Annotated in this window: 26 protein-coding genes, 1 tRNA gene and 4 pseudogenes; 25 read left to right on the top strand and 6 right to left on the bottom strand. The window is 35.4% G+C overall.

The genetic code is table 11. The annotated features are described in order from the left end of the window. Nucleotides 1-183: 183 nt before the first annotated feature. Nucleotides 184-333, bottom strand: a pseudogene (locus HMPREF9171_RS1000000113575) (IS256 family transposase); the annotation flags it as partial. A 56-nt stretch (nt 334-389) separates the two neighbouring features. On the opposite strand from HMPREF9171_RS1000000113575, the gene HMPREF9171_RS105445 reads away from it, so the two are divergent. From HMPREF9171_RS105445 to HMPREF9171_RS105455, 3 genes and pseudogenes are all read left to right on the top strand, one after another. Then, entirely contained in the window at nt 390-683 is a 294-nt protein-coding gene (locus HMPREF9171_RS105445) for a type II toxin-antitoxin system RelB/DinJ family antitoxin (protein ID WP_000108711.1), read from the top strand. Next, nucleotides 680-1,018, top strand: a pseudogene (locus tag HMPREF9171_RS1000000114235) (hypothetical protein). The gene HMPREF9171_RS105445 and the pseudogene HMPREF9171_RS1000000114235 overlap by 4 nt, the downstream one beginning before the upstream one ends. Nucleotides 1,019-1,020: 2 nt before the next feature. Beyond that, nucleotides 1,021-1,392 carry a hypothetical protein gene (locus tag HMPREF9171_RS105455; RefSeq protein WP_000727986.1) on the top strand — a complete coding sequence of 124 codons (372 nt, stop codon included), beginning with the start codon at nt 1,021-1,023 and terminating at the stop codon, nt 1,390-1,392. Between the two features lie 90 nt (nt 1,393-1,482). Here HMPREF9171_RS105455 and HMPREF9171_RS1000000114280 read toward each other — a convergent pair whose 3' ends face one another. Beyond that, a complete protein-coding gene (locus HMPREF9171_RS1000000114280) occupies nt 1,483-1,947 on the bottom strand; it encodes a hypothetical protein (protein ID WP_001872383.1) in 465 nt (154 codons plus the stop codon). On the opposite strand from HMPREF9171_RS1000000114280, the gene HMPREF9171_RS105460 reads away from it, so the two are divergent. Then, entirely contained in the window at nt 1,872-2,402 is a 531-nt protein-coding gene (locus HMPREF9171_RS105460) for a tyrosine-type recombinase/integrase (protein WP_079255217.1), read from the top strand. The two genes, HMPREF9171_RS1000000114280 and HMPREF9171_RS105460, sit on opposite strands and share 76 nt — an antisense overlap. A gap of 75 nt (nt 2,403-2,477) precedes the next feature. On the opposite strand, the gene HMPREF9171_RS105465 is transcribed toward HMPREF9171_RS105460, so the two are convergent. From HMPREF9171_RS105465 to HMPREF9171_RS01000000113025, 3 genes and pseudogenes are all read right to left on the bottom strand, one after another. Then, nucleotides 2,478-2,548 (bottom strand) — tRNA-Thr (locus tag HMPREF9171_RS105465). A 70-nt stretch (nt 2,549-2,618) separates the two neighbouring features. Beyond that, on the bottom strand, nt 2,619-2,813 hold the full coding sequence (locus HMPREF9171_RS1000000114150) for a cupin domain-containing protein (protein WP_223297776.1): 195 nt from the start codon (nt 2,811-2,813) through the stop codon (nt 2,619-2,621). Next, a pseudogene (locus HMPREF9171_RS01000000113025) lies at nt 2,790-3,453 on the bottom strand (class I SAM-dependent methyltransferase); the annotation flags it as partial. The gene HMPREF9171_RS1000000114150 and the pseudogene HMPREF9171_RS01000000113025, both read right to left, overlap by 24 nt. A gap of 309 nt (nt 3,454-3,762) precedes the next feature. Between HMPREF9171_RS01000000113025 and HMPREF9171_RS105470 the strand changes: the two are divergent. The 10 genes and pseudogenes from HMPREF9171_RS105470 to asnA all read left to right on the top strand — a co-directional run bounded on the left by HMPREF9171_RS105470 (nt 3,763) and on the right by asnA (nt 13,466). Next, a complete protein-coding gene (locus tag HMPREF9171_RS105470; RefSeq protein WP_000119699.1) occupies nt 3,763-4,017 on the top strand; it encodes a DUF1912 family protein in 255 nt (84 codons plus the stop codon). Between the two features lie 108 nt (nt 4,018-4,125). Next, nucleotides 4,126-4,437: a helix-hairpin-helix domain-containing protein gene (locus tag HMPREF9171_RS105475; RefSeq protein ID WP_001119104.1), complete on the top strand. Its 312-nt coding sequence runs from the start codon at nt 4,126-4,128 to the stop codon at nt 4,435-4,437. Nucleotides 4,438-4,705: 268 nt separating this feature from the next. Continuing rightward, a complete protein-coding gene (locus HMPREF9171_RS105480; RefSeq protein WP_001166207.1) occupies nt 4,706-5,275 on the top strand; it encodes a GNAT family N-acetyltransferase in 570 nt (189 codons plus the stop codon). 97 nt (nt 5,276-5,372) lie between these two features. After that, nucleotides 5,373-5,728: pseudogene (locus HMPREF9171_RS01000000113020) on the top strand (GNAT family N-acetyltransferase). Continuing rightward, nucleotides 5,725-6,291: a DEAD/DEAH box helicase family protein gene (locus HMPREF9171_RS105485; protein ID WP_001021310.1), complete on the top strand. Its 567-nt coding sequence runs from the start codon at nt 5,725-5,727 to the stop codon at nt 6,289-6,291. Before HMPREF9171_RS01000000113020 ends, HMPREF9171_RS105485 begins: the two are co-directional and overlap by 4 nt. Continuing rightward, a complete protein-coding gene (locus HMPREF9171_RS105490; RefSeq protein ID WP_000032193.1) occupies nt 6,291-8,942 on the top strand; it encodes a valine--tRNA ligase in 2,652 nt (883 codons plus the stop codon). The genes HMPREF9171_RS105485 and HMPREF9171_RS105490 overlap by 1 nt, the downstream gene beginning before the upstream one ends. A 170-nt stretch (nt 8,943-9,112) precedes the next feature. After that, a complete protein-coding gene (locus tag HMPREF9171_RS105495; protein WP_000049321.1) occupies nt 9,113-10,072 on the top strand; it encodes a Gfo/Idh/MocA family protein in 960 nt (319 codons plus the stop codon). Nucleotides 10,073-10,232: 160 nt separating this feature from the next. Beyond that, entirely contained in the window at nt 10,233-11,135 is a 903-nt protein-coding gene (locus tag HMPREF9171_RS105500; RefSeq protein ID WP_000492955.1) for a magnesium transporter CorA family protein, read from the top strand. Between the two features lie 159 nt (nt 11,136-11,294). Then, nucleotides 11,295-12,359: an MmcQ/YjbR family DNA-binding protein gene (locus tag HMPREF9171_RS105505; protein ID WP_000021298.1), complete on the top strand. Its 1,065-nt coding sequence runs from the start codon at nt 11,295-11,297 to the stop codon at nt 12,357-12,359. 114 nt (nt 12,360-12,473) lie between these two features. Then, the gene (gene asnA, locus HMPREF9171_RS105510; protein ID WP_000748011.1) at nt 12,474-13,466 is read left to right on the top strand and encodes an aspartate--ammonia ligase; all 993 of its coding nucleotides are present in this window, start codon (nt 12,474-12,476) and stop codon (nt 13,464-13,466) included. Nucleotides 13,467-13,510: 44 nt separating this feature from the next. Here the strand turns inward: asnA and HMPREF9171_RS105515 are convergent, their stop codons facing one another. Then, nucleotides 13,511-13,960: a DUF6568 family protein gene (locus HMPREF9171_RS105515; RefSeq protein ID WP_001893380.1), complete on the bottom strand. Its 450-nt coding sequence runs from the start codon at nt 13,958-13,960 to the stop codon at nt 13,511-13,513. A gap of 130 nt (nt 13,961-14,090) precedes the next feature. On the opposite strand from HMPREF9171_RS105515, the gene rsmD reads away from it, so the two are divergent. From rsmD to HMPREF9171_RS105565, 11 genes are all read left to right on the top strand, one after another. Next, the gene (rsmD, locus tag HMPREF9171_RS01000000113015; protein ID WP_032459123.1) at nt 14,091-14,630 is read left to right on the top strand and encodes a 16S rRNA (guanine(966)-N(2))-methyltransferase RsmD; all 540 of its coding nucleotides are present in this window, start codon (nt 14,091-14,093) and stop codon (nt 14,628-14,630) included. Between the two features lie 11 nt (nt 14,631-14,641). Then, nucleotides 14,642-14,932 carry a hypothetical protein gene (locus HMPREF9171_RS105520; protein WP_000384889.1) on the top strand — a complete coding sequence of 97 codons (291 nt, stop codon included), beginning with the start codon at nt 14,642-14,644 and terminating at the stop codon, nt 14,930-14,932. Then, entirely contained in the window at nt 14,929-15,414 is a 486-nt protein-coding gene (gene coaD / locus HMPREF9171_RS105525) for a pantetheine-phosphate adenylyltransferase (protein ID WP_000161887.1), read from the top strand. Before HMPREF9171_RS105520 ends, coaD begins: the two co-directional genes overlap by 4 nt. After that, nucleotides 15,404-16,477 (top strand): SepM family pheromone-processing serine protease, encoded by a 1,074-nt coding sequence (locus tag HMPREF9171_RS105530; RefSeq protein WP_000790653.1) that lies wholly within the window; start codon nt 15,404-15,406, stop codon nt 16,475-16,477. The genes coaD and HMPREF9171_RS105530 overlap by 11 nt, the downstream gene beginning before the upstream one ends. 74 nt (nt 16,478-16,551) lie before the next feature. Further along, on the top strand, nt 16,552-17,886 hold the full coding sequence (locus HMPREF9171_RS105535) for a bifunctional metallophosphatase/5'-nucleotidase (protein WP_000137514.1): 1,335 nt from the start codon (nt 16,552-16,554) through the stop codon (nt 17,884-17,886). 68 nt (nt 17,887-17,954) lie between these two features. Further along, nucleotides 17,955-18,533 carry a YutD family protein gene (locus HMPREF9171_RS105540; protein WP_001224503.1) on the top strand — a complete coding sequence of 193 codons (579 nt, stop codon included), beginning with the start codon at nt 17,955-17,957 and terminating at the stop codon, nt 18,531-18,533. Between the two features lie 50 nt (nt 18,534-18,583). Then, nucleotides 18,584-19,690 (top strand): dual-specificity RNA methyltransferase RlmN, encoded by a 1,107-nt coding sequence (rlmN, locus tag HMPREF9171_RS105545; RefSeq protein ID WP_001124994.1) that lies wholly within the window; start codon nt 18,584-18,586, stop codon nt 19,688-19,690. Beyond that, nucleotides 19,690-20,205: a VanZ family protein gene (locus tag HMPREF9171_RS105550; RefSeq protein WP_000919809.1), complete on the top strand. Its 516-nt coding sequence runs from the start codon at nt 19,690-19,692 to the stop codon at nt 20,203-20,205. Before rlmN ends, HMPREF9171_RS105550 begins: the two co-directional genes overlap by 1 nt. Before the next feature lie 178 nt (nt 20,206-20,383). Next, nucleotides 20,384-22,129 (top strand): ABC transporter ATP-binding protein, encoded by a 1,746-nt coding sequence (locus tag HMPREF9171_RS105555; RefSeq protein WP_000022472.1) that lies wholly within the window; start codon nt 20,384-20,386, stop codon nt 22,127-22,129. Further along, on the top strand, nt 22,119-23,858 hold the full coding sequence (locus HMPREF9171_RS105560) for an ABC transporter ATP-binding protein (protein ID WP_000841523.1): 1,740 nt from the start codon (nt 22,119-22,121) through the stop codon (nt 23,856-23,858). Before HMPREF9171_RS105555 ends, HMPREF9171_RS105560 begins: the two co-directional genes overlap by 11 nt. 127 nt (nt 23,859-23,985) lie before the next feature. Then, nucleotides 23,986-24,552, top strand: coding sequence for an aminodeoxychorismate/anthranilate synthase component II (locus HMPREF9171_RS105565; protein ID WP_000925630.1), 567 nt, complete (start codon nt 23,986-23,988; stop codon nt 24,550-24,552). Nucleotides 24,553-24,615 lie beyond the last annotated feature (63 nt).

The raw sequence follows: 24,615 nt of genomic DNA, 5'->3' as shown, positions 1-24,615 counted from the left end.
AATCCTAGGCTCTCTTTTGTTGATTTAAAATTTTTAGGTGTAATCAAATGTAAGGTTAGATGCAAAATTTTCTAAAATGACTGTTTGTCTTTTCAAGTAATTAAATGTATTTAAGGGGAATTTATAAAAATAAAAGGAGTGTGTCAATAATGTTGTGTAAACACACTGGCAAAGCTGGGATTGTTAATCAAATAGGCTTTCAAGTGTGTCTGTACAATGACCAAAACCTTTGTGGACTCGTTGTTCTTGCTTGAAGTTGTAATCATTAAATAGTGTGACTAGATAGTGTTCTAGAGCCTCTTCATTGGGAAATATGATTTTCTTTTTTGTTTGCGCTGTATTGCAGTTAGTGATACAATAGTTATACAAAAATGATTTGAGGTGATATTATGTCAACAGTAGCAGTAAGAGTTGATGATCAATTAAAAGATGATGCTACAGAACTTTTTCAATCCTTAGGGTTGGATATGAGTACAGCAGTAAAAATGTTTTTGATTCAGTCTGTTAAAACTCAAAGTATTCCTTTTGAAATAAAAAATCAATCATCTGTTTCTGATGAAGAATTTCAAAATTTGGTAGAAACAAAATTAAAAGGAATACGAGTTAAGGCTAGTGATCCAGAAAGTGTAAATGCGTTTTTTGGAGATGAAGATTTTTCAGAATATGAGGAATATTTTAAATGAGTGATATTGAGGTATATTCTGTATTAGTTTCACGTATTGAATATTCTGATGGTACAGGTTCAAAGGTTCGTCCTGCTGTAGTAGTCAAATTTAATGATGAAGTAATAAAAACTTTAAGATTAACTACTAAATATGAAAATAAGTCTGACAATATAAAAAGTCAGTATTTAGAAGTTATTGATTGGGCAAAAGCAAATTTAAAAAGGCGTTCATAGATTGATACAATTCAGTACTATGATTTAGAGGACAAGGGATTCAATATTAAAATTATTGGTAAGTTAAGTGATAGAGATATTGAAAGATTAAAAGATTTTCTCATAGCAAAGGAAGTTTAGTTATGAAAAAGAAATTATTAGGATTGATGATTTTAGCTATATCTACAGTATTTTTAGTTGCTTGTTCGACTAATTCGTTAAATGTAAAGTATTATAAAGTATATGATGGTGAAAAAACGTTAGTTTTAGAAATTAATGATGAATCAGGAATTTATCATAATGAAGGAAACTTTGTAGTAACTAATATTGATACTAAAAGTAAAAGTTTTGTACTTAAAGATGGGTCTGCTAAGTATACTGTTTTATATGATGTTAAAAGTGATGGTAAATTGAATGTTGATTTAGGGAACTTTTATTATAATGCTTCTGGTAAGGAGACATATTATAAAGAAGGTAGCAAGGCTTTAGAAAAAGCATTAAGAGATAAAGAATAAAGTTAGGACTATTTTCCTAACTTATTTTTTTATTTAAAAAATGAACTTCAAAATGCAAAGTCTTAATTTTACTTAGCACCTAATTTTTAGTTAAATAATTTGTATCCCAGCAATAAAAAGTATTTTTACCGAAATCAAAGTAAGAACCAAAAAGAAGATGGGGTTACTCTGTCTTAGTTTTTCTTGGAAAGTGTTATCTGTTAATTCAATGAAATCAAGCGAGGAAATGAGATAGCTTTTATTTAATTGATGAGTTGCTTTTTCCAGATTATTTGGAGTTATTTGCTCGTATTCAGAAATAATATTATGTTTGATATCATAAAGAGCTAAATTCATGGTTTGATTTTTATTTCTTTGAAAGTTACTAACGATCGTACTTATTTCTTTATTGTTCAAATTGGAATAATCTTTAAGTAGATGGAAAAGTCGTATTTCTAAACATTCCTTTGAAATTTCTAAATCAATGGTTATTTCTTTGAATAGTTTATTTTCGTAAACAATTTTATAGAGTAACTTGGGATGATATTGATTTTGAAAGAAATAGTATTTATACATATCGAAGATATTCTTCAATAAAAAATGACTTTACAAAGCCTAAAACAAGGACTTCAATAAGGAGAGTTTCAGTAAGTCATGATTTAAAAGAGTTATTGCTTGAACTAAAATTTCAACAAGAAAGAATGCTGAAAGGTTTGCATATAAAAAATACAGATCAATTGATTTTTTATGACTATAGGTTTGGTATGATATCAAATGATGCTGTTAACAAATTCTTGGCAAGCTCATTGGAAAAATTAGAAATAGAATCTAAGATGTCATCAACAGGTGCTAGACATACTTATGGAAGTTATTTGTTGGCTAACGGAGTAGATATTTGGGCGGTTGCAAAATTAATGGGGCATAAAGATATCAAACAATTAATAGAAAGATATGGTCATTTGCTTCTGGAAGTGGAAGAAAAGGAAAATAATCAGCTTTTAAAAATTCTTAATAATAAAGGTAGTTTTTAAAATGACTATCAAGAACAAATTAAGAACAAAAATAAAAGAAACCCTATTATAATAAGGTTTCACTCATATATTTTCTGCCACCACCGAGAATTGAACTCGGAACTGAGCATTACCATTGCTCTATTATACCATTTAACTATAGCGGCTACCTTTCTATGATACTATAAGATTTTGACGAAATCAAGTATTTCTTTACTTAGAAAAATAGTCGTTTTTTTAGTCTAATTCTATTTGGAGAAATTTACTATTTTCAATAGCTCTTAAATGGTGTGTTTCTTCTGGAGAGAGGCTAATAAGGCTATCTTTTTCAAGGATATGTTTCTGAACACCAAGGATAATTTCAAGTTTTCCTTCCAAAACATTTATTAATTTTGGATGAGGGCATCGTTCATTTTTCAGTCCTCGGCTGATGATTTTAATGGTATTGAATAAACCTTCATCTTTAATCATTCCTAATGGGGACATGAGACTCATTTTTCCAAATTGATATTCTGAACTTGAAAAACCATTTTGTAAGAATAAATTTTTCCAATCATCTATTTTTAGAGGAGCAACGTTAACATTTATAGTATGTCTAAGTTGATCGATCAGCTTGGCAGTGTCTTCATCTTGATAAGAAACATCATGTGTGAGTAAACGTCCACCAGGTTTTAGGACACGTAAGTACTCTTTTATGACCTTCTCCTTAGCTGAATTGTTAAGCATCGTTAACATTGCTTCGTTGATAACGATAAACTATTATCAGGAAAGGGCAGTCTGAGTTCATTTCCCCGAATAACTTCAATAAATTCTTCTAATTGGGCCTTTTTGATATGTTCTTTGGCCTTTTCTATTACTTTACTATCTAGATCAAGCACTGTAATGTGACAGGAAAATGCTTTAGCGATGTCGATGGAACTGGTACATTGATTACAAGCTACTTCTAGAACACGATTGTCAGCACTAAAGTGTCCTTTTTTGATAAGCCAATTCGTTGCTTGGACACCTCCTGGTCTTAAGCGTTTTTTCCTAGTCGTGCTAAGAATTGATGTCCAATTTCTTTATGTGACAATAAGATCACCTCTTTCTTTTAATAGTAATATCATTTTTTCTTAACTATAACACATAGGTGCTAAGATAACAAGGAGTAATAGTGATTGAATGGTATAAGTGATGAATTTTAGAGAGCGTTTTCTTTTAACTAGGGGTGTGATGTCAAAACTAGAATGGCATAGAGAACCATACATCTCAAAAGGTCTTCCTTAGATAAAACTAGTTGTTTTTATATCTGTCAGAAAAATCATAATTTATTTTTGATATAATGATTTATTGAGTATTTAATTTATATGTTATAATGAAAAAAACTAAAAAGAGGAATATCATGTCATACGAACAAGAATTTTTAAAAGACTTTGAAGAGTGGTTACAATCGCAAATAAGTATCAACCAAATGGCAATGGACAGTGCAAAGAAAGTTTTAGAGGAAGATAAGGATGAGCGAGCAGCAGATGCGTATATTCGTTATGAGAGTAAGTTAGACGCTTATCGCTTTTTGCAAGGGAAATTTAATAACTATCATAACCAAAAATCTTTCCATGATTTGCCTGATGGTCTTTTTGGACAACGTCATTATTAAAAGGTTTATCGCTAGAAAGCTTGTCAAATAGGCATTTCTATGATACATTGTTATAGTAGTTTTTAGATACTATGATAGATTTCATAAATGAGGAGAAAGCATTATACAATGGCAAAGCGTATTAAACCGAATAAAAAAAGAGAGCTTTTGAAAGCTAAAGGGATCAATTGGAAGGATGTTCGACTATCTCAAACTTTACAAGAAGTCGCATCACCGAAAAAAACGGCTCCTGAAGCGCCAAAGGCAGTCGAGCTTTTAGAAGGTTTAACTGCTAATAAACAAGATGTTTTAAAAGAAGCTGGCCTTGTCAGCCTTGAAGCGTTTGCGAAAGTAAGTGAAGCAGATGTTTTAGCACTAAAAGGTATTGGTCCAGCAGCTATTAAACAGTTAGTTGATAATGGTGTTGTTTTTGCAAAATAATTTGATTTACCTTGCGAAAGTAGCCTTATTTTGCTAGAATTAATTAACTTAGAGGTGTTTTGAAATCCCATTTGTCACAGGAAGCGGTCATACTGAGAAATCCGCACAAATGTCAAAGCTTGTTGCTAAGTCCAATAATTGAAACAAAACGAGTTGCGGATGTTATCATCCGAATTTGGGTGGTACCGCGGAAATCGTAATACGAAATTCGTCCCTGTCAGAATTGACAGGGATTTTTGGTTTTGTAAGAGTGAAGAGGTTGAAGAATATGCAGATTCTCGAAGACTATGATGGTAGAGCATTACCCAAGCTAGAAACGGATCGACTTATCTTGCGTCAGCGAACGGTGGGGGATGTCCCAGCCATGTTTGATTACGTTTGCTTGGAAGAGGTTGCCTATCCAGCAGGGCTCAGTCCAATAGCATCTTTAGAAGATGAGTATGATTATTTTGAAAATCGCTACTATCAACATCTGGAAAAGGCAAAATTACCATCTGGTTATGGTATTACCGGTAAAGGAAGTGATCGTATTATCGGGTCCTGCGCCTTTAACCATCGCCATGAAGACGATGTTTTCGAGATTGGCTATCTGCTTCATCCTGACTACTGGGGTCATGGCTATATGACAGAAGCTGTCGCCGCTTTGATTGAAGTCGGTTTTACCCTTCTCAATCTCCACAAAATCGAAATCCGCTGCTATGATTACAATAAGCAAAGCCGGCGCGTGGCAGAAAAACTAGGATTCACCCTTGAAGCAACCATCCGTGATCGTAAGGATAATCAAGGCAATCGCTGTGTCAATTTGATATATGGTTTGCTGAAGAGTGAGTGGGAGTAATTATTCTACTCTTCATAGAAGTTACTAGATAGACTAATTTGGCTGTGCAGGGTATTTAGCCAAGTCATCAATAATATCGTAGATATGGAGGAGACAAATGATTAAGATACTTGGAGAAATCGTAGATAACCAGCTACCTGTTGTGGAAACGAATCGTCTATTGTTGCGTCAACGCAAGTTAGAAGATGCTAAGGAGATATTTGAATTTGTCAAACTTGATGAGGTGAGTTATCCAGCAGGTTTTTCGGCTGTTAAAAGCTTGGAAGAAGAGATAACCTATATTCAAGAGATTTATCCAACTAAGACTATAATAAGCAAAGTCAGGCGGTTGCGCGCAAATTAGGTTTTACTTTAGAGGCTAATATTCGTGATCGAAGAGATGCCCAGGGGCAACGTTGTGGCGATATGCGCTTTGGTTTACTGCGAAGCGAGTGGGAGAAAAAAAGAAGATGAATATTATTATCATCGGAGCACAAGCTTCTGGGAAAATGACAATTGGTCAGGAAATCGCAAAACAGACAGGCATGACCTTATTCCATAACCATGATTCTATAGATTTTGTTTTACGCTTCATGCCATGGTCTCCAGATAGTATTGCTCTAACGGAGTCTATTCGCTTTAAATTTTTTGAAACGTTTGCTAAGACTGGTCAAGAAATGATTTTTACTATTGTAATTGATTTCAATGATTCAAGAGATGTAGTATTTCTAGAAAAGATTCAAACAGTTTTTCAATCTCACAACCAAGAGGTATTATTTGTAGAATTAGAAACAGAGCTAAGTGAGCGTCTCAAACGAAATCGCACAGAAAATCGCCTCAAGCATAAGCCTTCAAAACGTGATATCAAATGGTCAGAGAACGATATTTGTTCAACCATGGATTACGCTATCTTTAATCCTGAAGTAGCCCCAGAAACACTTACATATTATCATAAAATCAATAATACTTGTTTAACTGCTACTGAAACAGCATATCTTATTATTCAAAAAATAAATCAAATCAAGGAGAAAAATTAATGTCAAAAGAACTATCACCAAAATACAATCCTGCCGAGGTTGAGGCAGGTCGTTATCAAACTTGGCTTGACCAAGATGTTTTCAAGCCATCAGGGGATACTGAGGCTAAGCCTTATTCTATCGTGATTCCACCACCAAACGTTACGGGTAAATTGCACTTGGGTCACGCTTGGGATACAACTCTACAAGATATCATTATTCGTCAAAAGCGTATGCAGGGCTTTGATACACTCTGGCTTCCAGGTATGGATCATGCTGGTATAGCCACTCAAGCTAAGGTTGAGGAGCGCCTTCGTGAGCAAGGCATTTCACGTTATGATCTTGGTCGTGAAAAATTCCTAGATAAAGTTTGGGAATGGAAAGACGAGTATGCAGCAACTATTAAATCTCAGTGGGGAAAAATGGGTCTTTCGGTTGATTATAGCCGTGAGCGTTTTACCCTTGATGATGGACTTTCAAAAGCGGTAAGAAAAGTCTTTGTTGATTTGTACAATAAAGGTTGGATCTATCGTGGGGAGTTCATCATTAACTGGGATCCAGCAGCTCGTACAGCCCTTTCAGATATTGAAGTTATTCACAAGGATGTTGAGGGTGCTTTCTATCATATGAATTATATGCTGGAAGATGGCTCACGCGCTCTAGAAGTAGCAACAACTCGTCCTGAGACTATGTTTGGAGATGTGGCTGTAGCGGTAAATCCAGAAGATCCACGTTACAAGGATTTGATTGGTCAAAATGTTATCCTTCCTATCATCAATAAACCTATTCCAATCGTCGCTGATGAACATGCTGATCCAGAATTTGGAACAGGTGTGGTTAAGATTACGCCGGCTCACGACCCTAATGACTTTGCTGTAGGTCAACGCCACAACTTACCACAAGTTAACGTTATGAACGATGATGGTACTATGAATGAACTTGCGGATGAATTTAATGGTATGGATCGTTTCGAAGCTCGTAAGGCAGTAGTCGCTAAATTAGAATCGTTAGGAAACTTAGTAAAAATTGAAAAAATGACTCATTCTGTTGGTCATTCAGAACGAACAGGCGTTGTGGTTGAACCACGTTTATCTACTCAATGGTTCGTCAAGATGGATCAATTGGCTAAGAATGCCATTGCCAACCAAGATACAGAAGACAAGGTAGAGTTTTATCCACCACGATTTAACGATACTTTTATGAGCTGGATGGAAAATGTCCATGACTGGGTTATCTCTCGTCAATTATGGTGGGGACACCAAATTCCTGCATGGTACAACGTCAATGGTGAGATGTATGTTGGAGAAGAAGCTCCAGAGGGTGACGGATGGACACAGGATGAAGACGTTCTAGACACATGGTTTAGTTCTGCTTTATGGCCGTTTTCAACAATGGGATGGCCAGACACCGAAGCAGCTGACTTCAAACGCTACTTCCCAACGTCAACCTTGGTAACTGGATACGATATCATCTTCTTCTGGGTATCGCGCATGATTTTCCAATCTCTTGAATTTACAGGACGCCAACCATTCTCAAATGTTCTTATTCATGGACTCATCCGTGATGAAGAAGGACGTAAAATGTCTAAATCACTTGGCAATGGGATTGATCCGATGGATGTCATTGAGAAATATGGTGCGGATGCCCTTCGTTGGTTCCTCTCAAATGGTTCAGCTCCTGGTCAAGATGTGCGTTTTTCATACGAAAAAATGGATGCTTCGTGGAATTTCATTAATAAGATTTGGAACATTTCACGCTATATCCTTATGAATAACGAAGGTTTAACGTTGGATCAAGCCAGAGAAAATGTGGAAAAAGTTGTTAATAGTCAAGTTGGAAATGTAACAGACCGTTGGATTCTCCACAATTTAAATGAGACTGTGGGTAAAGTTACTGAAAACTTTGACAAGTTTGAATTTGGTGTTGCTGGTCACATCCTTTACAACTTTATCTGGGAAGAGTTTGCTAATTGGTACGTTGAGTTAACAAAAGAGGTTCTTTATAGTGACAATGAAGATGAGAAAGTTGTTACACGTTCTGTTCTTCTTTATACCTTAGATCAAATCTTGCGTCTTCTTCATCCAATCATGCCATTTGTGACAGAAGAAATTTTTGGACAATACGCAGAAGGATCAATTGTCCTTGCAAGTTATCCACAAGTTAACGCGACATTTGAAAATCAGACAGCTCACAAAGACGTTGAAAGCTTGAAAGATTTGATTCGTTCAGTGCGAAATAGCAGAGCAGAGGTCAATGTTGCTCCATCTAAATCAATCACCATCTTGGTTAAGACAAGTGACAGCGAACTCGAAAGCTTCTTCAAAGACAATAGTAACTACATCAAACGCTTCACAAACCCAGAGACGCTTGAAATCAGCTCAGCGATTACTGCCCCAGAACTTGCCATGACTAGCATTATCACAGGTGCAGAAATTTTCCTCCCACTTGCTGACCTCCTTAACGTTGAAGAAGAGTTGGCACGACTTGAAAAAGAACTTGCTAAATGGCAAAAAGAACTAGATATGGTCGGCAAAAAACTCAGCAACGAGCGCTTTGTAGCTAACGCTAAACCAGAAGTCGTCCAAAAAGAAAAAGACAAACAAACCGACTACCAAACAAAATTCGATGCCACACAAGAACGTATCGAAGAAATGAAGAAGTTGGTGAGGTAAAAAAATAAAAAAACGCTATCATAAATGATGGCGTTTTTTGATATAATTTGATTATGGATCTTTAGAGATAATAAGTAGAAATTGTGCAGCCTTATTATGTATAGTCGCTTTAAACTGTTTGATGCTAGTTCTTATGCTATAATAACTCTATCAATGTCAAAGGAGTTTTTATGTCAAAGGTAAGGTATGGTGTTGTGTCAACGGCAAAGGTGGTGCCTCGTTTTATTGAAGGAGTCCGCTTAGCAGGAAATGGTGAAGTTGTGGCTGTATCGAGTCGAACTCTTGAGTCTGCGCAAGCTTTTGCCAACAAATATCATCTCCCAAAGGCTTACGATGAGTTAGAGGGTATGTTAGCAGATGAGTCAATTGATGTGATTTATGTGGCAACAATTAATCAAGACCATTATAAAGTTGCTAAAGCAGCTCTGTTAGCGGGAAAACATGTGTTGGTAGAAAAGCCTTTCACATTGACTTACGACCAAGCGAATGAATTATTCGCTTTGGCAGAAAGTTGTAATCTGTTTTTGATGGAAGCACAAAAATCGGTATTTATTCCGATGACACAAGTGATTAAAAAATTACTTGCCTCTGGTGAAATAGGAGAAGTGATCTCCATCTCATCTACAACAGCCTACCCAAACATTGACCATGTAACATGGTTTAGAGAACTTGAGTTAGGTGGAGGAACAGTGCATTTTATGGCGCCCTATGCCCTGTCTTATTTACAATATCTATTTGATGCGACTATAACTCATGCTAGTGGGACTGCGACTTTTCCAAAAGGTCAAAGCGATAGTCAATCCAAACTACTCTTGCAATTATCAAATGGGGTCCTCGTAGATATCTTCTTGACAACACGTCTAAATTTACCGCATGAAATGATTATTTATGGAACTGAAGGTCGTCTAATCATTCCACATTTTTGGAAAACCACTCATGCAAAATTGGTGAGAAATGATACTAGTGCGCGAACGATTCAAGTTGACATGGTTAGTGATTTTGAGAAAGAAACTTATTATGTTAGTCAAATGATTTTAGAAGGGCAAAGGGTAAGTCATATCATGACGCCTCAGTTGACGCTGTCAGGTGTTAAGATTATAGAAGACTTATACCGTTCATGGGGGAAATGATGCTGGTTATCTAGCATATTAATAAGGAGTACTAGATGTTATTTTAGTCGTCCTTTTTTGTTTTGCTCTCATAAGGTTAATTAGATTTAAAAGGTTTTTCTACTTGTTTTTTCTCGATTTTTGTTTCATAATGTAGACAAGTTTAGAGTGAGGTGCTTCTATGTTTTCGAGCGATTTTGGATTTGAGATAATTAATGTTGACGATCTATCCTTACAAGAGGAGAAATTTTTACCTTCAGAATTGCTGGCTTATGCACGTGATGAAAATGAGTCTTCTTTCGTACGTGATATTGAGGGGCATTTGACACTTGTTTACCAGCTTCTGGATACGCAAGGTCACGTTGATGATGTTCGTCATGTGCCGAGAGTGATACCAGTGACTTTATTTTTGAAAGAAGATGGCTTGTTTGTATTAGCTAATCATAAAAATATTAACCTTGTAAAAAAAGCACTTAATCGTGTTGAAAAGGTAGATTCTCCGAAACACCTCTTATTATCATTAGTGACTGCTTTCTCAAAGCAATATTTTGATGTTTTAGATACTATTTCTGAAGAAAGAGATAAACTAATCAATGATTTGCGTAAAAGACCAAACAAATCGAACTTGGCAAGGCTGGCAAATTTACAAAGTGGAACTGTACACTTGATGATGGGAACTAAGCAAAATTTTGAAATGCTGACCGATTTACAAAACATTGAGCAAGATAAAGAGAATACTAGAAATGAAAAGATACAACTTCAAGATGCTATTATTGAAGCAAGACAATTATCTAACATGTGTTCCTTAAATTCACAGGTTTTCCAAGAACTTTCTTCTTCTTATAATAATGTCCTCAGCAATAACCTTAACGACAATGTAACTACCTTAACAATTATTTCCATTGGTATTTCCATTATTGCTATGGTTACCAGCTTTTATGGAATGAATGTTAAGTTGCCTTTTGACAGTGTTGATGCTGTCTGGGTATTGATTATTTTAATTACGACTATCATTACTATTATGCTCTCTATTGTTATGTACATTTATGTCCATAAAGAGGATAATCATCCCAAACATAAATAGAGAATTAATAAGAGGGTGCTATCAATTAGTTTAGCTTTAAGCATGGCAACATGCTTTTTTTGTACAAAGAAACTAGAATTCATCTTTGACTTTGAGCTTGCTTTCTAACTCTTAAAACGACATAATAGAGGATAATGTACAGTGAATAGAGAGGTTACTATGTCAATAGAATCAGATTTTTTCCGGAAAAAACGTTTTATTTTTTCATCGCTTGAGGAGTTTGGATTTATCAAATCTGACCAAGAGTATATCTATTGTCAAACATTTATGGATAATGACTTTAAAGCTATTATCACGATTTCATTGGATGGAAAGATAGCTGGTAAGGTTATTGATTCGGCACTTGAAGAAGAATATTTACCGCTTCGAGCAGCAAATTATAATGGTTCGTTTGTTGGCGAAGTACGATTGGCTTATATGGCTATATTAGGTGATATTTCAGATTCTTGTTGTAAGGACTTATTATTTACCAAAGATCAAAGTAATCGTTTAGCGGAGAAGATAGCTAAAACTTTTGAAGATTCAGTTGATTATCCATTTGCGAAGCACCCACAATATGCTTCCTATCGTGTATCAGGTAAATGGTATGCTCTGCTTTTTCCATTGAAGATGGGGAAACTAGAAAATGTTCCAGCTCAACTGTCAGAAGAAGAGGTTGAAGTTTTGAATATTAAAGTCAATCCTCAAGATATGGAAATACTCTTACAAAAAGAAGGTGTTTATCCTTCTTATCATATGTCTAAAAAGACTTGGGTATCTATCGTTTTAGACAATACTTTGTCTGATATAGAAATTTTTAAATTGGTATCAGATAGTCGTAAGCTTGTTTCTCCCAATAAAAAATCAAATTCTGAGCCAGAGTTTTGGATTATTCCTGCTAATCCTAAATTTTACGATATTGATAAGGAGTTTGCAGAGCATCAATTGATTGATTGGACTCAAAAAGGAAAGATTGCGGTGGGAGATTATGTGTTTATTTATATTACAGCACCTATTCGTGCTTTGCGCTATGTCTGTCAAGTGATAGAACGTGACCTTAAAACAAGTACTTACTTAGGAGCAAGAGATGTCAAAGCTTATATGCGACTCAAACTGATAAGGCAATTTGAAGATTCTACCTATCCTGTAGCATTTTTAGCAGAACACGGCGTTAAGACTGTGAGAGGACCACGGCGAATGACCAAGGAATTGCGACAAGTCATGGCAAAAACAATTCTAGAGTAATGACTTTCAGAAAAAAACTTGTAAAAAAGTCAGAATAATTCTACAATTCCTCTTCCATTTTGTTACTTGAAGGAGTATAATAGCTCTAACATTTTATAATTTAAGGAGGAACATATGAAGAAAAGCTTTATTCATCAGCAACAGGAGATTTCTTTTGTCAAAAATACTTTTACACAATATTTGATTGATAAGTTAGAAATCGTCGAAGTGCAAGGACCTATTCTTAGTCAGGTCGGGGATGGTATGCAAGATAATTTATCTGGTATTGAACATCCTGTATCGGTGAAAGTCCTTAATATACCTGAAGCTGAATTTGAAGTCGTTCACTCATTGGCTAAATGGAAACGTCATACTTTGGCAAGATTTGGGTTTAATGAGGGAGAAGGTCTTTTCGTTCATATGAAAGCTCTTCGTCCAGATGAAGATTCTCTCGATCCAACACACTCAGTTTATGTAGATCAGTGGGACTGGGAGAAGGTCATTCCCGATGGTAGACGTAATTTGGACTACCTAAAAGAAACTGTGGAAAAAATCTACAAAGCTATCCGCCTAACAGAGCTTGCCGTGGAAGCTCGTTTTGATATTGAATCCATTTTACCAAAGCGTATTACCTTTATTCATACAGAAGAATTGGTAGAAAAATACCCAGACTTAAGCCCTAAAGAGCGTGAAAACGCCATCGCTAAGGAGTATGGCGCAGTCTTTTTGATTGGTATTGGTGGAGAGTTAGCAGATGGTAAACCACATGATGGTCGTGCACCGGACTATGATGACTGGACAACACCATCAGAAAATGGTTTTAAAGGTCTCAATGGTGATATTTTAGTATGGAACGAACAGCTTGGAACTGCCTTTGAACTATCATCAATGGGAATTCGAGTTGATGAAGATGCTCTTAAACGTCAAGTTGTTCTCACCGGCGATGAAGATCGTTTAGAGTTTGAGTGGCATAAGACGCTATTACGTGGTTTCTTCCCTCTGACTATTGGTGGGGGGATTGGTCAATCACGATTAGCTATGTTCTTGCTTCGTAAAAAACATATTGGAGAAGTACAGTCAAGTGTCTGGCCAAAAGAAGTCAGAGATACTTTTGAAAATATATTATAAAAAATCAGCCAAGCAGTTTTGTTTGGCTGATTTTAACAATAAGTTTATTTTTGGCTTAAGAAAGTTTGGATTTGTTGAGGTGTAGCTTGGCTTCCTTGAACAAGATATTTAGTCATTTTTCCTCGTTGATAATGTCCTAAATTTGGAACAGTGGTAATATGATGCTTTTTGAAAAAACTCTTCAATCGTTTCCCTTTGTATTTTTGACTATCAAGGTAGTAAATTTTTGAATGAAGTGTGGCTTGAGATTTTAATAATTTTGGTAAGAAAGCTCTACAATATTGGCAAGTTGGACGTCCTATAAAAATAGTCGCTTCAGATTGTTGACTTTTGCTTACTAACGCCTTATCTGTGATGGCGATTAAGTCACTATTTGTTATCATGTGTTGGTATTGTTGTGGAGAAATAGTCATGGTGTCAGCGCTACTTAAGTTTGATTTTAGCGTTGTAAGGCATAATATGGCTATTAAACTTAATAATAATTTTTTAATCATTATGGGAACCTCGTTTCTCTTACTGCTAGCTTATCATATCAAAAAAGAAGGAAAAGAGATACTATCTTCTCTGTTTGTTATAAGCAATTTTTTTGATAACTCTACCTTATTTTTTGTTATAATAGTGGTTATGAGAGTAGTAACAGGAACATTTGGAGGGCGTCCTTTAAAAACGCTTGATGGAAAAACAACTCGTCCAACAACTGATAAGGTTAAAGGCGCTATTTTTAATATGATTGGTCCTTTTTTTGAAGGTGGTCGTGTTTTAGACCTTTTTTCTGGCAGTGGTAGCTTAGCTATTGAGGCGATCTCAAGGGGAATGGACCAAGCTGTCCTAGTTGAAAAAGATAGGCGTGCGCAGGTCGTTATTCAAGAAAATATTGCAATGACTAAGAGTCCGGGGCAATTTCAATTATTAAAAATGGAAGCCAACCGTGCTTTAGAACAATTAACGGGACAATTTGATTTGGTCTTGTTGGACCCGCCATATGCTAAGGAAGAAATTGTAAAGCAAATCCAAATCATGGATAGCAAGGGTTTATTAGGCGATGATATCATGATTGTTTGTGAAACGGACAAATCAGTTGATTTACCTGAAGAAATTGCTTCTTTTGGGATATGGAAACAGAAAATTTATGGCATTTCTAAAGTAACGGTCTACGTTCGTTAGGAGGCTTTGGTATGGATTACAAGTTAGTGATGATTATTCTCATCTTAGTCATATTGATTTATTTGTTGTTGCGCCTTCACTATTTAGAAGAGTTGCTAAAACATTATCACTTCAAAAATGATGAAGGAGTTTGTTCATTATCAAGAACAAAAAATCCATTGTATCTATTAATGGCAATGATTACTTTTTTGCCAAATCTTATCAATTGGATAGCTAACGGTTTTGAGGCAATAGACATTGTTCGCCTGATTCCTGTGGTAGTCTTTTTATGGTTGTATTATTGTGGAGATGATGACGAATGACAAAGAAAGCTTTATTTACAGGTTCATTTGATCCTGTTACTAATGGACATTTAGATATTATTGAGCGCGCCAGCTATCTATTTGATCATGTTTACATTGGGTTATGTTATAACCTTGAGAAGCAAGGTTACTTTTCGATTGAGTGCCGTAAAAAAATGTTAGAAGAAGCTATCCGTCAGTTTAAGAATGTTTCAGTTTTAGTGGCGCAAGATAGATTAGCTGTTGACTTAGCAAGGGAAGTGGGAGCAAAATATTTTGTTCGAGGTCTGCGTAATAGCCAGGATTTTGATTATGAAGCCAATTTGGAGTTTTTTAATAAACAGTTGGCAGATGATATTGAGACAGTTTATTTATCAACGTCGCCATCTTTGAGTCCGATATCATCTAGTCGCATCCGTGAATTGATACATTTTAAGGCTTCTGTGAAGTCTTTTGTTCCAAAGAGTGTTGTTAGAGAAGTGGAGAAAATGAGTGAAGAATAAAGATCCAAAAAGAAAACATAAAAGTTTACTAGGTCTGCTTAAATGGTGGATTATAGGTTTTGCTTTTTTATTGTTAGTATTAGCAAGCCTTGTGGTGAGACTACCTTATTATTTGGAAATGCCAGGTGGAGCTTATGATATCCGTTCGGTATTGAAAGTGAATAAAAAGGCTGATAAAGCTAAGGGTTCGTACAATTTTGTAGCGGTATCTGTTAGTCAAGCAACGCCAGCTCAGGTTCTTTATGCTTGGTTAACTCCTTTTACAGAATTATCTAGTAAAGAGGAGACAACAGGTGGCTTTAGTAATGACGATTATCTCAGAATTAATCAATTCTACATGGAGACTTCTCAAAATGAGTCCGTCTATCAAGCTTTAAAGTTAGCTAATAAGCAAGTATCTCTTACTTATAAAGGAGTTTATGTGCTTAACTTAGCTAAAAATTCGACATTTAAAGATAGATTACATTTAGCTGATACAGTCACAGGAGTTAATGGTAAAAGTTTCAAAAATTCTTCTCAACTTATCAAATATGTTGCAGCTCTTCATCTAGGTGATAAAGTAAAGGTACAATACACAAGTCAAGGTAAAAAGAAAGAATCAGTTGGTAAAGTTATTAAACTATCAAACGGTAAAAATGGTATTGGTATCGGTTTGACAGACCATACAGAAGTATCATCTAATGTTCCTGTGGACTTTAATACTGAAGGTGTTGGAGGACCAAGTGCAGGTTTAATGTTTACTTTAGCGATTTACGACCAATTGGTTAAAGAAGATTTACGTAAAGGACGTAAGATTGCAGGTACTGGTACTATTGAGCAAAATGGGCATGTTGGCGATATTGGTGGAGCAGGTTTTAAAGTTGTTTCAGCGGCTAAAAAAGGAATGGATATTTTCTTTGTTCCTAATAATCCGATCGATAAAAATGCTAAAAAAGGCAAAATAAAGGTTCAGACGAATTATCAAGAGGCAAAAGCAGCAGCTAAGCGATTAGGTACGAAGATGAAAATTGTACCAGTTCAAAATGTTCAGCAAGCTATTGATTATTTGAAAAAAACAAAATAAACTCAAAGAGTTCGGGCGTCTGCTCGGCTTTTTTGTTTTGCGACATTTGACTATCAAAGTGATAAAATGATAGTATGACAGAGCTTATAAGAATACTACATTTAAATGATCTGCACTCTCATTTTGAGAATTTTCCTAAGGTAAAACGATTTTTTCATGACAATCAAGCGCAGCCAATAGAGACGATTTCACTTGACTTGGGGGATAATATTGATAAAAGCCATCCTTTGACAGAAGCAAGCTCGGGCAAGGCTAATGTCCAATTGATGAATGAACTGGGTATTGAGCTTGCTACTATTGGTAATAATGAAGGAGTTGGTTTATCCAAAAAAGACTTGGACCAAGTCTACAAAGATTCAGATTTTACGGTTATTGTTGGCAATCTAAAAGATAACATAATCGAACCGAGTTGGGCAAAACCTTACATTATTTATGAGACACAGCAAGGAACTAAGATTGCCTTTTTAGCTTATACTTTTCCTTATTATAAAACCTATGAACCTAATGGGTGGACGATAGAAGATCCAATTGACTGTCTTAAATGCCATTTACAAATAAATGAGATAAAAGAGGCAAATTGTCGCATTTTGATGAGTCATTTAGGTATTCGTTTTGATACAAGGATTGCTCAAGAATTTTCAGAAATTGACCTTATTATAGGTGCACATACACACCATTTATTTGAGGAAGGGGAGCTAATTAACGGTACATATCTTGCAGCAGCTGGTAAATATGGTCGCTTTGTTGGGAGTATTGATATAACTTTTGATAATCATACACTAAAAGATATTTTAATCTCAACATATGATACAAAACAACTAACTGGTTATCCTTCGGACAGTGACTGGGCTAAGAAGAGTGAGTCAGAAGGTAAAGAACAGCTTAGAAAAGAAAGTTTAATATCCTTTCCAGCACCATTATCATTAGAAGAATCGTGCCAACTAGTCATGGATGCGATGCTGTTTTACGCAGGTGCAGATGTTGCTATTATCAATTCTGGCTTAATTGTTCAGCCATTTGAAAAAGACTTTTCGAGGAAAAATCTCCACGAATCATTACCTCATCAAATGCGTCTCGCTAAATTGACAGTGAGTAGTCAAGAACTTTTAGAGATTTATGAAACTATTTATCAACAAGGTCAATTTTTAGCGCAACAAAAGATTCATGGTATGGGCTTTCGTGGCAAGTACTTTGGAGAAGTTTTACATTCGGGATTTGATTACAAAAATGGAAAAATAGTGTATAATGAGAAAGATATTGATGCCAAAGAAGAAGTGATTCTTGTAATCGTTGATCAGTATTATTTTGCATCGTATTTTGAGTGTTTAAAAACGAAAAAAGTAGACTTGCTTTTTCCTGAATTACTCAGAGATGTGGTAGCAGATTATTTAATAAATATGACACTATAAATGAAAAATAGATAAATAAAGAGTAGAAGCTAGTCGTTTCTCTCAATGATTTTAGAGAAAGGAGTATTATGCGAAAAGAAGTGACACCAGAGATGCTTAACTATAATAAGTATCCTGGCCCACAGTTCATTCATTTTGAAAATATCGTTAAAAGTGATGATATTGAATTTCGACTTGTTATTAATGAAAAATCAGCTTTTGATGTGACTGTCTTTGGACAACGTTTTTCTGAGATTTTATTAAAATATGATTTTATCGTTGGCGATTGGGGTAACGAGCAGTTGAGGCTAAGAGGCTTTTACAAAGATGCTAGTACGATTAGAAAAAATAGCCGGATTTCACGTTTAGAAGATTATATTAAAGAGTATTGTAACTTTGGTTGTGCTTATTTTGTGTTGGAGAATCCAAATCCTAGAGATATTAAATTTGATGATGAAAGACCTCATAAGCGTCGTAAGTCAAGATCCAAATCACAATCATCAAAGTCACAAACTAGAAATAATCGTTCCCAGTCAAATGCCAATGCTCATTTTACAAGTAAAAAGTGTAAAGACACAAAACGCCGTCAAGAATGTCATATTAAAGAAGAGCAAGATAAGGAAATGACCTCTGCAAAGCAGCATTTTGTTATTCGTAAGAAAAAATAAGAAAGGGATAAACTGTAATCGTTTATTCCGCCATGAAGAAAGAAAATATTATGCCTAAAAAAACTGATACACCCGACTATAAACCCTCTATTTATAGCTTAACTCGCGATGAACTAATAGCTTGGGCTATTGAACATGGAGAAAAGAAATTCCGTGCTTCACAAATCTGGGACTGGCTCTATAAAAAGCGTGTGCAAAGCTTCGATGAAATGACTAACATTTCCAAAGATTTTATTGCACTTTTGAACGAGAATTTTGTTGTCAATCCTCTAAAACAACGTATTGTTCAAGAATCTGCTGATGGAACTGTTAAATACCTTTTTGAATTACCTGATGGCATGCTGATTGAGACGGTTTTGATGCGTCAACATTATGGTTTATCAGTATGTGTAACGACTCAAGTTGGTTGTAACATTGGTTGCACTTTCTGTGCAAGTGGTTTAATAAAGAAACAACGTGATCTTAACAATGGCGAAATCACTGCTCAAATTATGCTTGTTCAAAAATATTTTGATGAACGTGGACAAGGTGAGCGCGTTAGTCACATTGTGGTCATGGGAATAGGTGAACCCTTTGATAACTATACCAATGTATTAAAATTCTTGCGTACAGTTAATGATGATAATGGATTAGCTATTGGTGCACGTCACATTACAGTGTCTACTTCAGGTTTAGCACATAAAATTCGTGAATTTGCAAATGAAGGTGTACAAGTTAACTTAGCAGTATCTCTTCATGCTCCAAATAATGATTTACGATCAAGTATCATGCGTATTAATCGTTCTTTCCCTCTTGAAAAGTTGTTTGCGGCTATTGAATATTATATTGAGACGACTAACCGTCGTGTAACATTTGAGTATATTATGTTAAATGGTGTTAACGATACCCCAGAAAATGCTCAAGAGTTAGCAGATTTAACGAAAAAGATTCGCAAATTATCTTATGTCAATTTAATTCCTTACAATCCTGTCTCAGAACATGACCAGTATAGTCGTAGTCCTAAAGAGCGTGTAGAAGCTTTCTATGACGTTTTGAAGAAAAATGGAGTTAATTGTGTTGTTCGTCAAGAACATGGTACGGACATTGATGCAGCTTGCGGACAATTACGTTCAAACACAATGAAACGCGATCGTCAAAAAGCGAAGGTAGGGCAGTAATGCTTAAAAGATTACTTACTGAAGATGGGGAATTGACAAAGATTAGTCGTCGTTTCGTTTGGATGTTAGTGGTTATCTATTGTCTTATTATTGTCAGGATGTGTTTTCGGCCTCAAATTATGATTGAGGGGGTATCAACTCCGAATGTTCAGCGCTTCGGAAGAATTGTAGCTCTTTTAGTACCATTTAATTCTTTTCGTAGTTTAGATCAGCTAACTAGCTTTAAAGAGATTTTTTGGGTTATTGGTCAAAATGTAGTGAATATTTTACTGCTGTTTCCTCTCATTATAGGGTTACTATCCCTAAAGCCAAGTTTACGGAAATATAAAAGCGTTATATTACTTGCTTTCTTGATGTCTCTTTTCATAGAGTGTACTCAAGTTGTTTTAGATATTTTAATAGATGCTAATCGGGTTTTTGAAATCGACGATCTATGGACAAATACCTTAGGCGGTCCTTTCGCCCTATGGACTTATCGAAACATAAAAGGTTGGCTTCTAACTATTAGAAAATGAAAATAATGTAAAGGCTATGACATTGTTCAAGCCTTTTACTATTTAAAAAGAATCACTTTAGTTGACGAAAGTAAGCTTATAGAGGCATAATAGAGAGTTGTTAAATGAGAATTTTAAAACACTTTTCATGTCTTCTGACTTAATTATGATGTTTTTCAATCTTTGAGAAAGGAAAAATATGTCTATTATAAAAAATTTGTGGTGGTTTTTTAAGGAAGAAAAGAAGCGCTATCTTATTGGGATTTTGTCATTAAGTTTAGTTGCAGTGTTAAATCTGATCCCTCCTAAAATCATGGGATCAGTTATTGATGCTATTACAACTGGAAAATTAACAAGACCACAATTACTATGGAATTTATTAGGTTTGGTTTTGTCAGCTTTAGCTATGTATGGGCTGCGTTATATTTGGCGTATGTATATTTTAGGGACTTCTTACAAATTAGGCCAAGTTGTCAGATACCGTTTATTTGAACATTTTACAAAAATGTCTCCTTCTTTTTATCAGAAATATCGTACAGGTGATTTAATGGCGCACGCGACCAACGACATCAATTCTCTAACACGTCTTGCAGGAGGAGGAGTTATGTCAGCAGTGGATGCCTCTATCACAGCATTAGTAACGCTTATCACCATGTTCTTTACTATTTCGTGGCAAATGACATTAATTGCGGTTATCCCTTTGCCCTTAATGGCCTTAGCAACTAGTAAATTGGGGCGAAAAACCCATGAAACCTTCAAAGAATCTCAGGCAGCCTTTTCAGAATTAAATAATAAAGTGCAAGAAAGTGTCTCTGGCGTCAAAGTGACTAAATCATTTGGTTATCAAGAACAAGAAATTGCTTCTTTTCAAGAGGTTAATCAGATGACTTTCGTGAAGAACATGCGGACCATGACTTATGATGTCATGTTTGATCCTTTAGTTCTTCTTTTTATAGGTGCCTCCTACGTATTAACATTGGCTATGGGAGCTTTTATGATTTCAAAAGGTCAAGTTACTGTTGGTGACTTGGTAACATTTGTGACGTATTTAGATATGTTGGTATGGCCCTTGATGGCGATTGGTTTCTTGTTCAATATGGTACAGCGTGGTAGTGTTTCTTATAACCGTATTAATAGTCTACTTGAGCAAGAATCGGATATAACTGATCCTTTAAATCCTATCAAACCTGTTGTCAATGGAACATTAAGATATGATATTGATTTCTTTAGATACGACAATGAAGAAACCTTAGCCGATATTCATTTCACCTTAGAAAAAGGTCAAACCTTAGGTTTGGTAGGTCAAACGGGATCAGGGAAGACAAGTCTTATTAAGTTATTGCTACGTGAACATGATGTGACTCAGGGGAAAATTACTTTAAATAAACATGATATACGTGATTATCGATTGTCTGAGTTACGTCAACTAATCGGTTATGTTCCTCAAGATCAGTTTTTATTTGCTACCAGTATTTTAGAAAATGTTCGCTTTGGAAATCCAACTCTATCTATCAATGCTGTCAAAGAAGCAACTAAATTGGCACATGTTTACGATGACATTGAACAGATGCCAGCAGGATTTGAGACTCTAATTGGAGAAAAAGGAATCTCATTATCTGGTGGACAAAAACAAAGGATTGCGATGAGTCGTGCCATGATTTTAGATCCAGATATTCTTATTTTGGATGATTCTCTATCAGCAGTGGACGCTAAAACGGAACATGCTATTGTTGAGAATCTTAAAACGAATCGTCAAGGGAAATCGACTATTATTTCAGCACATCGTTTATCAGCTGTTGTGCACGCAGACCTTATCTTAGTTATGCAAGACGGCAGAGTCATCGAGCGAGGTCAGCATCAAGAGTTGCTAAATAAAGGTGGTTGGTATGCTGAAACGTATGCCTCACAGCAATTAGAAATGGAGGAAGCATTTGATGAAGTCTAATCAATGGCAAGTCTTTAAGAGATTAATCTCCTATTTACGCCCTTATAAATGGTTTACAGTATTAGCTCTATCTCTCTTATTGTTGACGACTGTTGTTAAAAATATTATTCCTTTAATTGCTTCACATTTCATTGATCACTATCTGACAAATGTTAATCAAACAGCAGTTCTTATTTTAGTGGGATATTATTCAATGTATGTCTTGCAGACCTTAATTCAATATTTTGGGAATCTCTTTTTTGCGCGTGTTTCTTATAGTATTGTTAGAGATATTCGTAGAGATGCTTTTGCTAATATGGAAAGGCTAGGCATGTCTTATTTTGATAGGACACCGGCAGGATCTATTGTGTCACGTATTACTAATGATACTGAAGCAATATCTGATATGTTTTCGGGTATTTTATCGAGTTTTATCTCGGCGATATTTATTTTTACAGTTACTCTGTACACTATGTTGATGCTAGACATTAAACTAACAGGACTCGTCGCTCTTTTGTTACCTGTTATCTTTATATTAGTGAATGTCTATCGGAAAAAATCAGTCACTGTCATTGCTAAAACGAGAAGTTTACTTAGTGATATCAATAGTAAATTATCAGAAAGTATTGAAGGAATTCCCATTGTACAGGCTTTTGGTCAAGAAGAGCGCTTGAAGACTGAATTTGAGGAAATTAACAAAGAGCATGTTGTGTATGCCAATCGTTCTATGGCTCTTGATAGTCTCTTCTTAAGACCGGCGATGTCTCTTTTAAAACTCCTAGCATATGCTGTTCTTATGGCTTATTTTGGATTTACAGGAGTTAAAGGAGGTCTTACGGCAGGATTGATGTATGCTTTTATTCAGTACGTTAATCGTCTCTTTGACCCTTTAATTGAAGTAACGCAAAATTTTTCAACCTTACAAACATCAATGGTATCAGCAGGGCGTGTGTTTGATTTGATTGATGAAACAGGTTTTGAACCAAGCCAAAAAAATACAGAAGCTTTTGTGAGAGAAGGAAATATCGAATTTAAAAATGTATCATTCTCATATGATGGAAAAAAACAAATCCTTGATAATGTTTCTTTTAGTGTTAAAAAAGGTGAAACGATTGCTTTTGTAGGAGCGACAGGTTCTGGAAAATCATCTATTATTAATGTCTTTATGAGGTTTTACGAATTTCAATCTGGACAAGTTTTATTAGATGGGAAGGATATTAGGGATTACTCACAAGAACAATTGCGAAAGAATATTGGACTCGTCTTACAAGACCCCTTTTTATATCATGGCACTATTAAATCTAATATCAAAATGTACCAAGACATCACCGATCAAGAGGTACAGGACGCAGCAGAGTTTGTTGATGCTGATCAATTTATTCAGAAGTTGCCAGATAAGTACGAAGCAGCTGTTTCAGAACGTGGGTCAAGTTTTTCAACTGGACAACGCCAACTATTAGCGTTTGCCAGAACTGTGGCTAGTAAACCTAAAATTTTAATCTTAGATGAAGCGACAGCAAATATTGATTCGGAAACAGAGCAGATTGTACAAGATTCGTTAGCAAAAATGCGTCAAGGTCGAACAACAATTGCCATTGCTCACCGCTTATCAACCATTCAAGATGCTAATTGTATCTATGTTCTTGATAGAGGAAAGATAATTGAAAATGGGAATCACGAGTCTTTATTAGACCAAAAAGGGACTTATTATCGTATGTACCAATTACAAGCTGGCATGATGGAGGTCTAGAAAATTTAGACTATTCAAAAGGCATAATCTGTGAGGTTTAGAGGTTGCAGTAGTTATTCCTCTAAGCCTTTTTTATATTTTACAATTAGTGTATAATGAGGTCAAAGTACAAGGAAAGGTCTATAAAATGTTACTATTGGTAGATAATTACGATTCTTTTACCTATAATTTAAAGCAATATTTAAGTGTCTATAAAGAAATATTCGTCATAAAAAATGATGATCCTAACCTTTTTTTATTAGCTGAGAGCGCAGAAGCTATCGTCTTATCACCTGGACCAGGACACCCAAAGGATGCTGGGAAAATATTAGAATTAATCAATCAGTTTATAGGACAGAAACCTATTCTAGGTATCTGTTTGGGGCATCAAGCGCTTGCTGAGTGCTTGGGTGGGCGATTAAATTTAGCAAATCACGTTATGCATGGTAAACAAAGTTGGGTAACAATAAACGACCATACTAGTTTGTTTAAGGGAATTGATAGTCCAACCCAAGTTATGCGTTATCACTCATTGGTAGTGACTGATTTACCAGAGAATATTGCTATTATTGCACGATCAAATGAGGATAATGAAATCATGGCATTCCATTGCCCCAGCTTAAAGGTATATGCGATGCAGTTTCATCCTGAGTCAATCGGGAGTATTGATGGAATGAAAATGATTGAAAACTTTTTGACGTTAATTAATGACTAAAATGTGTTAGTGTAGGATAATGACTCTCTATAAATAAAAGACAGTACCTAAGGGCACTGTCTC

This window comes from Streptococcus agalactiae ATCC 13813 (genome assembly GCF_000186445.1).
Taxonomy (GTDB): Bacteria; Bacillota; Bacilli; order Lactobacillales; family Streptococcaceae; genus Streptococcus; species Streptococcus agalactiae.
The sequence above is the reverse complement of the archived record's forward strand: the minus strand, read 5'-3'. Positions and strand labels throughout refer to the sequence as shown.